Annotated in this window: 7 protein-coding genes; all 7 read left to right on the top strand. The window is 72.2% G+C overall.

The genetic code is table 11. The annotated features are described in order from the left end of the window. Positions 1–6 precede the first annotated feature (6 nt). The 7 genes from ACWGH0_RS26305 to ACWGH0_RS26275 all read left to right on the top strand — a co-directional run bounded on the left by ACWGH0_RS26305 (position 7) and on the right by ACWGH0_RS26275 (position 15,386). Positions 7–6,291, top strand: coding sequence for a beta-ketoacyl synthase N-terminal-like domain-containing protein (locus ACWGH0_RS26305; protein WP_453406713.1), 6,285 nt, complete (start codon positions 7–9; stop codon positions 6,289–6,291). Further along, on the top strand, positions 6,284–7,405 hold the full coding sequence (locus ACWGH0_RS26300; protein WP_453406712.1) for a DNA alkylation repair protein: 1,122 nt from the start codon (positions 6,284–6,286) through the stop codon (positions 7,403–7,405). Before ACWGH0_RS26305 ends, ACWGH0_RS26300 begins: the two co-directional genes overlap by 8 nt. Continuing rightward, positions 7,402–11,439, top strand: a complete 4,038-nt coding sequence (locus tag ACWGH0_RS26295; RefSeq protein WP_453406711.1) for a bifunctional SDR family oxidoreductase/pyridoxal phosphate-dependent aminotransferase family protein — start codon at positions 7,402–7,404, stop codon at positions 11,437–11,439. Before ACWGH0_RS26300 ends, ACWGH0_RS26295 begins: the two co-directional genes overlap by 4 nt. Before the next feature lie 77 nt (positions 11,440–11,516). Beyond that, positions 11,517–11,825 (top strand): hypothetical protein, encoded by a 309-nt coding sequence (locus tag ACWGH0_RS26290; protein WP_453406710.1) that lies wholly within the window; start codon positions 11,517–11,519, stop codon positions 11,823–11,825. Next, a complete protein-coding gene (locus ACWGH0_RS26285) occupies positions 11,822–12,961 on the top strand; it encodes a class II histone deacetylase (protein ID WP_453406709.1) in 1,140 nt (379 codons plus the stop codon). Before ACWGH0_RS26290 ends, ACWGH0_RS26285 begins: the two co-directional genes overlap by 4 nt. Beyond that, on the top strand, positions 12,958–13,767 hold the full coding sequence (locus ACWGH0_RS26280; RefSeq protein ID WP_453406708.1) for a thioesterase II family protein: 810 nt from the start codon (positions 12,958–12,960) through the stop codon (positions 13,765–13,767). The genes ACWGH0_RS26285 and ACWGH0_RS26280 overlap by 4 nt, the downstream gene beginning before the upstream one ends. Further along, on the top strand, positions 13,764–15,386 hold the full coding sequence (locus ACWGH0_RS26275) for an MFS transporter (protein ID WP_453406707.1): 1,623 nt from the start codon (positions 13,764–13,766) through the stop codon (positions 15,384–15,386). The genes ACWGH0_RS26280 and ACWGH0_RS26275 overlap by 4 nt, the downstream gene beginning before the upstream one ends. The last annotated feature ends 32 nt before the right edge of the window (positions 15,387–15,418 follow it).

Genomic DNA, 15,418 nt, shown 5'->3' with positions numbered 1-15,418 from the left:
ACTGCTGTGAGCGAGCACGACACCCGCATCGCCGTGATCGGCCTCGCGGTACGGCTCCCGGGTGCCGAGGACGTCGTCGACCTGACGGCCCTGCTGGGCCGCGACGGGGTCGAGGTCGGCGAGGTCCCGCCGAGCCGGTGGGCCCGCGGGCTCTACCTGGGCGAGGGTCCCCACCGGGGAACGCATCACCGCGGCGCGTTCCTGGTGGACCCGTTCTCCTTCGACCACGAGGCGTTCGGTATGACCGCCGAGGACGCCGTACTGCTCGACCCCCAGCAGCGGGTGATGCTGGAAGTCGGCGCGCGGGCCCTGGAGGACTCGGGGTACCTGGGCGCGCGTCGCCGGCTCGACGCCGGCGTGTTCGTGGCCGCGCGCATGAACGCGTACGGGTTCGACCGGGCCCGCGGCACCGTCCCCCCGGGCGCCGCCAACGTGCCCGGTGCGGACGGCGCGGTGGGCGGGCCGGGGCCCGCCGCCCTGTGGGGGCGGTCGCAGAACTTCATGGCCGCCTGGCTGTCCGACCGCTTCGATCTGGCGGGTCCGAGCCTGGTGACCGACACCGCCTGCTCGTCCTCGCTGTCGGCGGTCTGGCTCGCCTGCCAGAGTCTGGCGAGCGGGGCCTGCGAACTCGCCCTGGTCGGCGCGGTCGACCTTCTGATCGACCCGCTGACGTTCGTGCTTCTCTCCCGCACCGGGGCCCTCTCCCCGGACGGGCTGTGCCACACCTTCGACAGCAGGGCCAACGGCTATGTGCCCGGGGAGGGGGCCGCCGCGCTGGTGCTGAAGCCCATGCGGGCGGCGATCGCCGACGGCGACCTGGTCCTCGGAGCCATCAGCGGGGTCGCGGTCAACAACGACGGCCGCACCATGGGCGTCACCACACCGAACCTGGAAGCCCAGATCGACCTGCTGGACAGGGCGTACAGGACGGTCGACCCGGCGACCGTCCAGTACGTCGAGGCGCACGGCACGGGCACCGCCATCGGCGACCCGATCGAAGTACGGGCGCTCACCGAGGTGTTCGCCCGTCGTGGCGTCCCGCGCAATTCCGTCGCGCTCGGCTCGATCAAGCGGCGGATCGGTCATCTGCACTCGGCGTCGGGCCTCGCCGGACTTGCGAAGATCATCGTCGCACTGCGCGAGGGCACCGTCCCGGCGGTGGCGGTGGAATCGCCCAACCCGCGCCTGAACCTCGCCGACAGCCCCTTCCACCTGCCGGACACCAGCCTTCCCTGGCCAGAAACGCCGGTACGCCGGGCCGCCGTGAGCAGCTTCGGCTTCGGCGGCACAAACGCCCATGTCGTGGCCGAAGCCGTCACCCCTCCCGCGGTCACCCCGGCCGGGCCGGCGGGGTCCGACGAGCGGACCGGACACGTCCACGTACTCACCCTGTCCGCCGACAGCGCGTACGCCCTGCGGGAACTGGTCGCCCAGTGGATCGAGTTCCTGCCCACGCTGGCGGACGGACCCGTCACCCTCGACGACGCGTGTGCCACCGCCCGGCTCGCACGGCCGCACCGTACCGAGCGGATGGCAGTCGCCGGGGCGGACGCGGGCCAACTGGTCGCCGCCCTGCGGTCGTGGCTTCTGCGGGCCGGTGCGCGGGGCGCGGACGGCGGCCCCGCCGGTGTGCCGGTACGGCCCGGTGCCGGCCCGGTTCCGACGTGGCTGCCCGCCCTCGGCCGCTCCACACCGGCCGTCCAGGAGATCTTCGGTTTGTTCGAAGCGGCGACCGGCGCCCGACTGGCCGAGTTCTCCGGTGAGTTGCTGCGGATCTGCTCCGGGGTCGCCCTCGCGGTGGCGTTGCGCGAAGTCGGTTTGCCCGAGGGCGCGGTGAACCTGCCGACGGGCTGGGAGGCGGTCGGCGACTTCGTGTGGGGACGCCTCTCGCTGGAGCACGCGCTGGCCGACGTTCTCCGACGTGACATCGACCCGCCTCACCCCGCACCGGGGCACGGCAGTGCCGACGGTCACCTCCCTGGTGAGGTCGGCGCGCGGCTGGCCGGCGCCCGCGACGAGCGGGAGGTGGCCGCGGTGCTCGCGGCGCTCGCCGCCGAGCTCTACGAGGCCGGCCAAGACATCGACTGGACGGCATTCCAGCAGGCCACGGGCACCAAGTGGAACAAGTGCCTGCTGCCCTCCGCCCAGCCGCGCGGCCGGGTGCTCAACCTGGCCGAGCCCCTGCGCTCGGCAGAACCCGGGGCGCCCGCGGAGCTGGTGTCGGACCAGGGGGCGGACGGATACACGTTCTCCCGCGTGTTCGGACCGGCCGAGGCACCCATCGCCCAGCACGCCGTCTACCGCACGCTCATGCTGCCCGGCGTCGCCTGGTTCGACTTCCTGCGCGAGGGCGCCACCCTGCGCGGTGAACCCTTCCACGGGGCGCGGGACATCCTGTTCCACCGCCCGCTCATCCCGTCCGGCGCCCGCCGAGTGGTCGGTCGGGTCCAGGCGGACGGGCGCTTCACCGTGGAGGACGCCGAGAGCGGGGAGCTCTTCGTCACCGGACGGCTCACCGCCGAACCCCGGACGGCGCCGCCGGCCCCGGTCCCGCTCGCCGCCCTGCTGGGCGACTGCGCCGGCTCCGCCGTGCACGCCGGGTCGAGCCTCTACCGGTGGCTGCGGCGGATCGGCTACCACCACGGCCGGTACTACCGGAACATCTCCTGGGTGGCGAGCCTGCCGGACGGAGGCACGCTCGCCCGCATCGAGGGCACCCGGCAGCGGGAGATGAACCCGTCCGGCGTCCAGTTGTTCCCCGGGCTCCTGGACAGCGTGACCGTCGCGGCCATCGACCCGGCCAACCCGGTGTTCGGTGCGGCGGACGCGTCCGCGTTCATCCCCCTCTCCGTGGGACGGCTCGACGTCCTCGGGCAGCTGGACGACGCCGCCTACGTGCGAACGGAGATCACCTTCTGGAACGACGAAGCCTGCCGGGTCACACAGACGGTGACCGACACGGCGGGCCAGCCGCTGCTCGTCTTCGCGGACATGTCGTCCAAGCGGGTCCCCGTACAGGCGTTCAGCACGGGAGACACACGTGCCCCGGTCGCGGCAGCCTCGCCGCCGCCGCAGCAGCCGAGTGCTCCCGTTCCTGCGCCGCCTCGCCCCGCGGCGCCCGAGAGCCAGCCGGTGCACGAGGTTCCGGAGCACGAGAGGTACGAGACACCCACGGCGGCGGTCCCAGTGGCCGCGGCGACGTCCCCCGGCTCGCAGGCCGCACGGGTGCTCGCCTGGTTCCTCGCGCTGACGGACACCGCCGACGAGCACGCCGACACGGAGTTCCTGTCCGCCGGATTCGACTCCGTCGGCCTGGTGACGCTGAGCGAGCGCATCTCTCAGGAGCACGGCCTGTCCCTCTACCCGACCGTCTTCTTCGAGTACCCGACACCCCAGCAGTTCGCCGAGTTCCTCGTCGACGAGGCGCCGGAGCTCGTCCAGACCCTGGCCGCCCAGCCCGAGCAGCCGGCCGAGGACGACCGGGCCGGGGACGACAGGGCCGAAAACAACCAGGCAGGCAAGGACCAGGCCGGGGACGACCAGGCTCCCGAGGCCGCCCCGGCCGCGGCCGACGCCCCCACCCCCGGCCCACGGATCACCGCCACCGCGCGCCGGCCCGATGCCGGACCTCCGGCCCAGGCGGCGGCCGCCGACTCCGCGCCCCGCTCGCGCGACATCGCCGTTGTGGGCGCCGCCATCAGGCTTCCCACGGCGAGCGGTCTGACCGCGTTCGCCGAACTCCTCGCGGAGGGCCGGGACACCGTCCGCCCCCTGCCCGAAGGTCGCTGGGCCACAGCTGACGGACCGGTCCCCCACGCCTCTTTCCTGGACCGCGTGGACGAGTTCGATCCGACTCCGTTCCGGATCTCCGCCCGTGAGGCTCCTCTCATCGATCCGCAGGCACGGATCGTGTACGAGACGATCTGGGAGGCACTGGAGGACGGCGGCCGGATCGGCGCACGGGCCGACGGCGGCGGCACCGGTCTGTGGATCGCGTACAGCCACGACCACTACCACGAGGAGCGCGTACGCCTCGGCATACCCGACGGGCGGGGCCTGGGGCTGGAGGCGATGATCGCGAACCGGCTGTCCTACCTGATGGACTGGCACGGCCCGAGTGGACTGGTCAACACCCTCTGCTCGTCGTCGCTGGTCGCCCTGCACTCCGCGGTCCAGCACCTGCGCACCGGTGACATCGACACCGCGGTGATCGGGGCCGTGCACGCCGGCATCAGCCCTGAGTACTTCCGCTCGATGGGCGACCTGATGGCGCTGTCACCCCGGCACCGCAGCCGTGCGTTCGACAGCACCGCTGACGGTTTCGTCCCTGGGGAGGGGGCCGTCGCCGTGGTACTGCGGCGCTACGACGACGCCCAGCGGGACGGTGACCGGATCCGGGGCCTGATCAAGGGAGTGGCCGTCAATCACGGTGGCCGTACCACCCGTTACTCGGCACCCAGCCCACGCGCTCAGCGCGATGTCATCTCCGCGGCGTTGCGCGATGCCGGGGTGCCGGTCGAGTCGATCGGTCTGGTGGAAGCGCACGGGACGGGCACCAGCCTGGGCGACCCCATCGAGGTCGAAGGGCTGACCCGTGCCTGGCGTGCGATGACCGACCGGTCGCAGTTCTGCGCACTGGGCTCCCTGAAGGGCAACGTGGGCCACCTCGAACCAGCAGCCGGACTCGCCGGGCTCGTCAAGGTCCTGCTCGCGATGGAACACCACATGGTCCCCCCGTCCCTGCACGTCGTACGCCCCAACGACCACATCCGGTTCGAGGAATCACCGTTCTATCTGGCCGACCGTGTGACGGCGTGGCCCCGGGGCGAGGAACCGAGGCGGGCCGCGGTGAGCGCCTTCGGAATGGGCGGTGTCAACGCGCACGTAATCGTCGAGGAGCCACCGGCAGCAACTGTCAGGGATGTGCCGGCTCAGGAGTCGCACGTGCTGCGGGTGAGCGCGGCGGACGAACCGACCCTGCGCTCCCTGGCCGCCGCCTACGCCGACCGGGTCGACGCAGTCCCTGGCATAGAGTTGGGTGATGTGGCGTTCACCGCCAACGCCGGCCGCGCAGCTCACCGTTTCCGTGCGGTGGTCCAGGGCACCGACGGACGCGAAGTAGCCGCCGCCTTGCGGCAGGTGGCCGCAGGCGACCACCCGGTGTCACGCAAGGCTGGTACGACCGCTCCGGTGGTATTCATGTTCACCGGCCAGGGCTCCCAATACACGGGCATGGGCCAAGGCCTCTACGCGACCGAGCCCGCGTTCCGGGCCGCACTGGACGAGTGCGCCGCGCTGCTGGTGTCGCATTTGGACGTACCGTTGCACGAGCTGTTGTTCAGTGATGTGGCCGGTCGGCTGGACCGCACACGGTACGCACAAGTCGCCATCGTAAGCGTGCAAGTGGCCCTCGTGCGCTGGCTGGAGACAGTCGGAGTACGTCCGGACGCCGTGGCCGGCCACAGTCTCGGCGAACTCACAGCAGCCTGGACCGCAGGAGTCCTCACCCTGCACGACCTCCTGCGACTGACCGCGACACGCGGCGCTCTCATGGAAACCCAACCCGGCAGCGGATCGATGGCAGTCGTCCACGCGGACGCCGAAACCGTCTCCTCAACACTCACCCGGTTCACCGGCGTGGAGATCGCCGCCTACAACGCACCCCGGGTAGTGACCGTGACCGGCCCCACCCAAGCAGTGGAACACTTCTGCCGGGACTCCGGACTGCGATGCCGACCCCTGGTCGTCAGCCACGCGTTCCACTCCGCCGCCATGCAGGGCGCGGTGACACCCTTCACCGAAGCCGTGGCCACCACCCCGCTCTCACCACCCCAGGCAGCGTTCGCCTCCTCCGTCACCGGCGCATGGCACACACCCGAAACAGCGACCGACCCCCACTACTGGGGACGGGCCATACGTGAACCCGTGCGCTTCTCCCAAGCCGTGACCACACTCGAAGAGGCAGCAGCCGGATCGGTGTGGGAAATCGGACCACACCCCCAACTCACCTCCCTCGCCCGAGCCTCCTGGACAGGCACCCAGCCCGTGTGGCTGAGCACCCTGCGACGCGAACGCACCGACCAGAGCGAGGTCCACACAGCACTGACCACCTACATCAACCACACCCCGGGCGACCTCGACTGGGCCGCCCTGCACCATGGCAAGGGCCAACAGACCACCACCATCCCCACCTACCCCTTCAACCGACAGCGGTACTGGGTCTCCGCGGACCCGCACGGCACGACGATGAACCACCCGGACGAGATGAAAAGGCCCCAGCGTCATGGCTAGCGAATACGGACTGAAGCGGTACTTCAACGGTGAAGCGGCACGCCTGATCGGCGACAAGATCCGCGCCGTCCACCCCGGCTTCGATGTGGAGGGCTACGCGACAGAGGTCGAGGAGCGTATCCCCGGCAAGGAGCTGAAGGACCGTGTCCTCGTCCTGGCCCAGGGGCTGCGCACCCGTCTGCCCGCGGACTACGCCGACGCCGTGCCGATCCTCCTCTCCGTCCTCGGTGACGAACTCGCCGAGGGAGAGGGCATGTTCAACACGAGTTGGTACCTCATGCCGGTCGCCCGGTTCGTGGAGGAGTACGGCCTCGACCACCCCGACCTGTCACTGGACGCCATCGAGGAGATCACCAAGCGGCACACGGGTGAGTACGCGATCCGGCCCTACGTCGAACAGCACTACACGCTGACGATGGAACGGGTCGCCCGCTGGTCCCACAGCCCCAGCCACAACGTGCGGCGCCTGGCGAGTGAGGGGATCCGCTCCCGCCTGCCCTGGGCCCGTACCCTGACCGTCTTCGTCAAGGACCCCCAGCCGGTCCTGGAGATCCTCGAACCCCTGCGCAGCGACTCCTCGGAGTACGTGCGCAAGTCCGTGGCGAACAACCTCAACGACATCGCCAAGGACTCCCCCGAGGTCGCGCTCGCGACGGTGCTGCGGTGGATGGAGGAGAGCCCCACTCCCGAGACCCAGTGGATCGTCAAGCACGGGTTGCGCACCCTCGTGAAGCAGGGTGATCAGCAGGCGCTGGCCATCCTCGGCGCCACGGGTGGCGAGCACGTGCGGGTACCCCGGCTGCGGATCACCCCCGAGTCGGTGAACGTCGGGGACACCCTCGTCATCAGCTTCGACATCGAGAACACGGACGCCCGGACGCACAGCTTCGCGGTCGACTACGTGGTGCACCACGTACGCAAGAACGGGCGCAGCATCCCCAAGGTCTTCAAGCTGACCACCCTCGAACTCGGCGCCGGCGAGCGGCGGTCCCTGGAGAAGACGCACGCGATCAAGGAGGTGCAGACCCGCAAGTACTACTCGGGCGAGCACACCGTCGACATCCAGGTGAACGGTCTCGTCCAGGCCACCGCACGATTCGACCTCCACACATGAGCGATTTCCGGTCGTTTCTCAGCGCCGCCGATCCGCTGGTCTCCGACCACCGGATCGGCGGCATCCCGGTCGTGCCCGCCGCCGCGCAGATCGACGCCGTGCTGTCCGCCTGCGACAGCGGGCGCCCGGACTGCCGGTGGACGCTGGAGCAGGTCGCGTTCCGTGTGCCGCTGCTGGTCGAGGGGCCCGAGGCGGAGCTGGAGGTCGCTACGGCGGAGGACGGCCGGTGCGCGGTCCGGTCCCTGCGGCCCGGGGACGACTTACCCGTCGAGCACAGCACCGCCCGGGTGTCCGGCAGCCCGCTGCCGCCGCCCCGTTACGTCGATGTGGCCGCGCTGCGGGCCGGATGCACAGAGCAGGTTCCCCTGTCGGAAGTGGCCGCGTGGCGCGAGGGAAGCGGCATCGCGTACGGGCCGGCGTACCGGGCGATACGGTCGGCGCACCGGGGCCCCGGCCGGATGCTGCTGATGCTCCGGGCCGCGGACGACGCGAACCCGGCGTCGGTTCCTCCGTTCGTGCCGCCGGGACTCCTCGACAGCGTCTTCCAGGCGCTCGGCATGCTGGACGGCGGTGCGGCCGGGGCGTGTCTGCCCTGGTACGTCGGACGGGTGGTGGCCCGCCGCAGGATCTCGGGCACGGTGATGGCCCTGGTCGAACGGGACGAACCGGCCGACGCCGGGGGCCGGAACGGCGCCGTACGGGGACGGGCCACGGTCTGCAGTCAGCAGGGCGAGGTGCTGCTGGAACTGGACCGCATCACCCTCAAGGCCGCCGGGCCGGTGGCGTACACCGGCCCGGCGGCGCCCACCGCGTCGACGGCCGCACCGGCCGCGGCGCCCGCCGAACCGACCGTCACACCTGTCGCCACGGCGCCTGCCGCGCCGACCACCACGACTGCCGCCGCCGAAGCCGCCGGAACCGCCGAACCCGCCGGGCGGAACGGTCCCGGTCCGCTGCCGCCGGCGGTCCCGTTGATCGAGACCGTCACCTGGCGGGAGGCGGAACCGACGGGCGTACACCCGGCCGTGGCCGAGGGGCCCGTGCTGGTCGTCTCCGAGCACGAGATCCGTCCCCCGGCAGGACCGCACGACGTGCACCTGACGCCGGCGCAACTCTCCGACGGGAGCCTCGACACACGGTGGGCCGACACCCGTTTCCGGGAAGTGGTGTACGTGGCGCCGCGCGGAACGACCGGCGAAACGCAGGTGACGCGGGCTCTGCAGGACGTGTTCCGGCTGGTGCGCAGGATCGCGGCCCGCCCGCCGATGCCCGACCTGCTGATCGTCACGACCGCCGCGCACCAGGTGGTCGCGGCGGACACCGTCGACCCGTTCATGTCCGCCCTGTGGGGCCTCGGGCGCACGCTGCGCGTCGAACATCCCCGTACCAGGGTCCGCCTGGTCGACCTCGGCGCCGAGGATCCGGCCCGCCCCGGCAGCGGCGACGCCGCCGCCCTGCGGGAGGCGCTGAGCCGGGACCGCCCGGAACTGGCCGGGCGCGACGGGGCCTGGTACGAGCCTTCGGTCGAGCCACTGCCCGTGCCCCCCTCCGACCGGATGCGGTACAGCGGCGGCCGGTTCCTGATCACCGGCGGCATGGGCGGCATCGGCCTCCAGGTCGCGGAGTTCCTCGCGGACGCCGGCTGCGCCCATCTGACCCTCGTCGGCCGGTCCGTGCCGGACCGGGGGGAAGCGCGGGCCCGCCTCGACCGCATCGGCGCGCGCTGCGACCTCGCGACCGTCGCTGCGGACGTCCGCTCGCTGCGCGAAGAACTGGCCGGCGCGGCACGCTACGACGGGGTGTTCCACGCCGCCGGGGTGCTGCGCGACGGGCTGGCGCGCAGCCTGACGCCGGAGCAGGTGGACGCCGTGCTGGGGCCCAAGATCGGTGGTGCGCACGCGCTGGCCGACCTGGTGGCCGGCCATGAGCCGCCCGGCTTCGTGGCCCTGTTCTCCTCGGTCGCGGCCGTACGGGCGAACCTCGGCCAGAGCGCCTACGCGGCGGCCAACGCCTACCTGGACGGTTTCGCCGCCCGTCAACGTGCCGAGGGCCGCCCTTGGTACAGCCTCGGCTGGGGCCTGTGGACGGTCGGCATGGGCGAGTCCATCGCCCCGAAGGCCGCCGCGCACGGCATCCACGCGCTCACCGCCAGGGACGGCATCGGCCTGCTCCGCACCGTTCTGGGCCGTCCCCCCGCGCACTACGTTCTGTCCGCCGCCGCTAAAGCGAAGGAAGCACCTATGACTGCTGTCACGCAGGAAACCGGGCTGTGGCTGTCGCTCACCCACTCGCTCAAGAAGGTCCTGCTCGTCGACGACGTGTCCGCCGAGGACGATCTGCTGGAGCTGGGGCTGGACTCGATGATGGCGGTCGAGCTGGCCGCCTCGCTGTCCACCGACGGGCTCGACGTGGACCCGATGGTGTTCTTCGAACACAGCAACGTCGGGGCGCTCCTCGCCCAACTCGAAACCCTGCCGCGCAGCGCTCCGGAGCCCGCGCCCGCCCCGGCGCCGGTCCGTGCGGAGCCCGCGGCGCGTCCGGCGAGCACGGCGCCGGCCCCCGCACCGCAGCAGCGGCCGGCCGCCGTCGCGGCCCGGCCCGCGGCGGCCACGGCTCCGGCGACGGCCGGGTCCTTCGTCCCCGACTGGGACCGCTTCCGCGACGTGACCCCCGTCCAGGAGCCCCCGGCGGCCCCCGCCGTCGTGTCACCGCCGCCGGCCCCCTCCCCCGCGCCCGCGCCGGCGGCCCCGGTGTCCGCCGCGCACCCGTCCGGGCCCTCCGCCCCGTCCAGCGGCCGGATACCCCGGCGCACGCTGCCGGGCCGGCTGGCCGACGCCCCGCACGGCACGTTCCTCGACCGGCGCATCGACGCCCTGTCCACGGACGACCGCCTGATCGTCGCCAAGGACGAGTACTTCTACGAGCCCGTCATCGAGGAGGCCACGGGCTCCCGCATCAAGTTCGACGGCCGCTGGTTCCTCAACTTCGCTTCGTACAGCTACCTCGGACTGATCGGGCACGGATACATCGACGACCAGGTCCTGCGCGCGGTGGAGCGGCACGGGACCGGCGCGCACGGCGTACGGCTGCTGGCGGGCACCCTGCACCTGCACCGGGAGCTGGAACTGGCGCTGGCCCGCTTCCTGGGAACGCAGGACGCCATCGTCTTCTCCAGCGGTTACATGGCGAACGTGGCGACGGTCGGCGCCCTCGTCGGGCCCGGTGACTTCGTCATCGGCGACGTCTACAACCACGCGAGCATCCTGGACGGTTACCGGCTGTCGGGGGCCACCGTCATCACCTACGCCCACAACGACCTGGCCGACCTGGAACGCGCCCTGCGCAAGGTGGGCGACGCGGGACGCCTGGTGGTGACGGACGCCGTGTTCAGCATGGACGGCGATGTGGCCGATCTGCCCGGCATCGTGGACCTGTGCCGGCGGTACGACGCCCCGCTGATGGTCGACGAGGCGCACAGCCTCGGCGTGCTCGGCGACACCGGCCGCGGCATCACCGAGCACTTCGGCATCGATCCGGCGCAAGTCGACGTCAAGATGGGCACGCTCTCGAAGACCGTCCCGAGCGCGGGCGGTTACGTCGCCGGGTCCAGCGACCTGATCTTCGCGCTCAAGAACAACGCGCGGGGCTGGATGTTCTCGGCGGCCGCGACACCCGCGCAGGTGGCGGCGGCCAAGGCCGCGATCGAGGTGATGGCGGCCGCCCCGTCCCTCACCCGCGAGCTCCGGGTCAAGACGGCCCGGTACCGGGAGCAGCTGCGCGCCCTGGGCTTCGACACGCTGGCCAGTGAGACACCGGTGGTGCCGATCATCTGCACCAGCGCCGAACAGGCGGGCGCCATGGCCCGGTTGTGTCAGCTCGACGGACTCTTCGTCCAGCCGATCGTCTACCCGGCGGTGCCGCGGACGCTGCCCCGGCTGCGGACCATCGTCAATCTCAGCCACTCCGACGCGGACCTGGACGCCGCGGTCGTGACGCTGGAGAAGGCCGGCCGCGCCTGCGGCCTCGTTCGCTGAGAACCGTCGGACGGCGCGCTCGACCTGACCACACCACCGCACGCCGTCCGCACACGTCAATCGAGGGGGAACCGAACATGACCGGTATCGACACCGCGGCGTTCTTCGGAGCGGTCCTGAAGACCATCGCCTCCACCCGCAACCACAGCACCGACCGGAGCGAGTACGACTCCGGTGTGGTGGCGCCGGTGCGGCGGATCCGGGAGTCGGAGAAGGAGGTCGGCGACCGCCCGCTGACCTCCTCCGAGGCCGAGGAGGTGCTCGGTCTGCTGGAGACGACGCTGCGCACCAAGCGCACGCCGGACGAGGAGCGCGAGTACTACCTCCAGTACATCGAGAAGGTCGCCGGCATCAGCCGGGCCTCGCTGAGTGTGTCCGGCTGGTGAGCACCTCCCGTCTCGCGTGGTACAGCCACGAGCTCTGCTTCTGGCACGACCCCGGCGCCGGGTCGGGGTACGTTCCCGTCGGGCCGGGCGTCGAGCCGCTGCGCCAGTTCGCGGTCGACCCGGACCTCCGGCGCGCCGAAGGTCTGGTCAAGGCGTCCGGTGTGATGGACCGGTTCACCGGCGTCACCCCGGCACCGGCCTCCGACGACGACCTTCTCCTCGTGCACACGCCCGAGCACATCGAGCGGGTCGAGGCGACGTCGGCGGCCGGCGCGGGCGACGCCGGGGTGTACGCGCACGTCAACTACCACAGTGCGCGGGCCGCGAGGCTCGCCGCCGGGGCCTGCGCGCAGGCCGCGACGGCTGTCCTGGACGGCCGCTTCGACCGGGCGTACTGCCTGGTGCGGCCGCCCGGCCACCATGCGGAGCCGGACCGGGCGATGGCGCTGTGCCTGTACAACAACCTGGCCGTGGCCGCCCGGGCGGCGCAGCGCCACGGCGCGCGCCGGGTGCTGATCCTGGACTGGGACGTGCACCACGGCAACGGCATCCAGAAGACCTTCTACGAGGACCCTGACGTGCTGTACGTCTCGGTGCACCAGGACGGGTTGTTTCCGGCGGCGTCCGGTCTGGTGCTGGAAACCGGTGCGGGGGCGGGCGCGGGCAGCACGCTCAACGTGCCGCTGCCCGCCGGTTCGGGCCACGGCGCCTATCTCGCGGTGACGGAACGGATCGTGGCCCCGGCGGCCCGTGCCTTCCGCCCCGATCTGATCCTGGTGGCGGCGGGCGTCGACGCGAGCGGCCACGATCCGATGGGCCGGATGCTCTGCACCAGCCGTACGTTCCACGCCATGACGTCGGCGCTGTGCGGGCTCGCGGACGAACTGACCGGCGGCAGGATCGTGTTCGCCCACGAGGGGGGCTACTCGGCGTGGTACCAGCCGACACTGGTGCTGGGCACCGCGAGTGCGATCGCCGGCCTGCCCGCCCCCCAGGACCCGTTCCTGCACGCGCTCGACCACCTTCCGGGCCAGCGCCTCCAGCCCCACCAGGAGCGGGTCGTCAAGCACCTGCGGGCGCACCACCCGCTGCTCGCCGGCCCGGCGCCCGCACCCGAGGACGGAGGGCCGCGATGAGCGGCTGGTGGATGGCGGTGGGGGCCGGTGCGCGCAGGCGGGCCGGCGCGGGCCGCGGGGCCGCCACCCGCCCCCGGTTCCGGATCGTGGCGCTCCCGCACGCCGGCGGGTGGCCTTCCGCGTTCCGCTCCTGGTGGCAGGTGCTGCCCGAGGACGTCGAGTGTGTCGTCGCCCAGCTGCCCGGGCGCGGGGTGCGCATCAACGAGCCGCTGGTGACCCGCGTCGAGCCGCTGGTCGACGCCCTGAGCCGGGGCCTGGCGGAGCTGGAGCCGCTCCCGTACGCGGTGATCGGGCACAGCTTCGGCAGTGTGCTCGGATACGAACTCACCCGCGCGATGGAGCGGCAGGGGCTGCCTCCCACCCTGCTGGCCGTGTCGGCGCGCCAGCCACCGTGCTTCCCCAGCGAGCCGCCGTTCGCCCACCTCCGGAGTGACGCGGAGCTGCTGGAGCACCTGACGGACATCGGCGGCATGTCTCCCGGGCTGATGGACCGGGCCGACCTGGTCCAGCCGTCGCTCCGCGCGATCCGGGCCGACCTGGAGGCGATGGAGAACTACCGGCGGCCGCCGTCCGGCACCGGTGTCCCCATCCTCGCGCTCGGCGCGGTGGACGATCCGGTCGTCATCGACGACCGGATGCACCTGTGGTCGCTGGAGACCTCCGGCGGCTTCAGCCGGCAGGCGTTCACCGGCGGCCACTTCTACCTCTACACACCTGCCAACGCCGCGGCGGTCGCCGCCCGCCTGGTGCCCGGCCTCGACATCCCCCGGCCGGCCGCACCGCTCCTGTCCCCCCCAGCCCGATGACCGTGTCGGGCGCCGACGAGCACCACCCCCCGAAAGGAACCACCGTGAGTACCACTGCCGAGACCTCGCCGCAGGCCGGACCCCGTGAGTGGTTGGGCCTTGCCGTACTGGCCCTGCCCACACTGCTGTTGTCCATCGACGTGAGCGTGCTGCACCTGGCCGTTCCGCACATCAGCGAGGGCCTGGACCCCTCCGCGGCCCAGATGCTGTGGATCATCGACATCTACGGCTTCCTGATCGCGGGCTTCCTGGTGGCCATGGGCACCCTGGGCGACCGCATCGGGCGCCGGAAGCTGCTGCTGATCGGCGCCGCCGCGTTCGGTGTCGCCTCGCTGGCCGCCGTGTACGCCGACAGTCCGGCCATGCTCATCGCGGCGCGGGCGGCCATGGGCATCGCCGGAGCCACGCTGATGCCCTCGACCCTCGCCCTGATCATCAACATGTTCCGCGACGCGCGGCAGCGCGGTGTGGCGATCGCCGTCTGGGTCACCATGTTCTCGGTCGGCATCGCGCTCGGCCCGGTGGTCGGCGGCGCCATGCTGGAGTACTTCTGGTGGGGTTCGGTCTTCCTGCTCGGTGTGCCCATCATGGGCGTGCTGCTGGTGGCCGGTCCGATCCTGCTGCCCGAGTACCGTGACGAGGAGGCCGGCCGGCTCGACCTGGCCAGTGCGGTGCTGTCGCTCGCCGCGATCCTGCCGGTGATCTACGGCCTGAAGGAGATCGCGAACGACGGCTTCGGCACGGTCCCGCTCCTGTCGCTCGTGGTGGGCCTGGCCGTCGGTGTGCTGTTCGTCCGCCGTCAGCGCACGCTGCAGAGCCCGCTGCTGGACCTCGGTCTCTTCGCCAGTCCCACGTTCCGCGCCGCGCTGCTGACGCTGCTGCTCAGCATGCTGGTGGCCGGTGGCACGTACCTGACGGTCACCCAGTTCCTCCAGCTCGTGGGCGGCCTGTCGCCCATGAAGGCCGGTCTGTACCTGCTGCCGGCGGCGTTCGCGCTGATCGTGACGGCGGTCGTGTCCCCGATGGCCGCCGCCAAGATCCGTCCGGCGTACGTCGTCGCCGCGGGACTGGCGGTGTCGGGCGTCGGCCACGTGATGCTGAGCCTGGCCGACAGTTCCTCGGGCATCGCGCAGGTGGTGACGGGCTTCGCGTTCGTCTACGCCGGCGGCGGTCCGCTCATCGCTCTGGGGACGGACATCGTCGTCGGATCGGCCCAGCCCGAGCAGGCCGGTTCCGCCGCGGCCATCTCGGAGACCAGCACCGAGCTGGGCATGGCGCTGGGCGTGGCCGTGCTCGGCAGCCTCGGTGCGGCCGTGTACCGCAGCGGCGTGGAGGTCCCCGCAGGGGCCCCGGAGGGCGCCGGTGAGACGCTCGCGGGCGCGGCCGAGGCGGCGCAGGGCATGTCGTCGGAGGTGGCGGCGGCCCTGCTCGAATCCGCCCGGGAGGCGTTCACGAACGGCATGAACGTCATCGGCGGCATCGGCGCGTTCGTGGCGCTCGCCTCCGCCGTGCTGGTGGCGGTGGTCATCAAGCTGCCGCCCACGGGGTCCGGCGGGGACGCGGAGGCCTCCGACGGTGCGGCCGACGGCGCCGTGCCCGCCGTCAACGCGGAGGCGTAGCGGTACCGGCCGTCCTGCCGCAGGACAGGACG

The sequence above is a fragment of the Streptomyces sp. NPDC054887 genome (assembly GCF_053610585.1).
The sequence above is the reverse complement of the archived record's forward strand: the minus strand, read 5'-3'. Positions and strand labels throughout refer to the sequence as shown.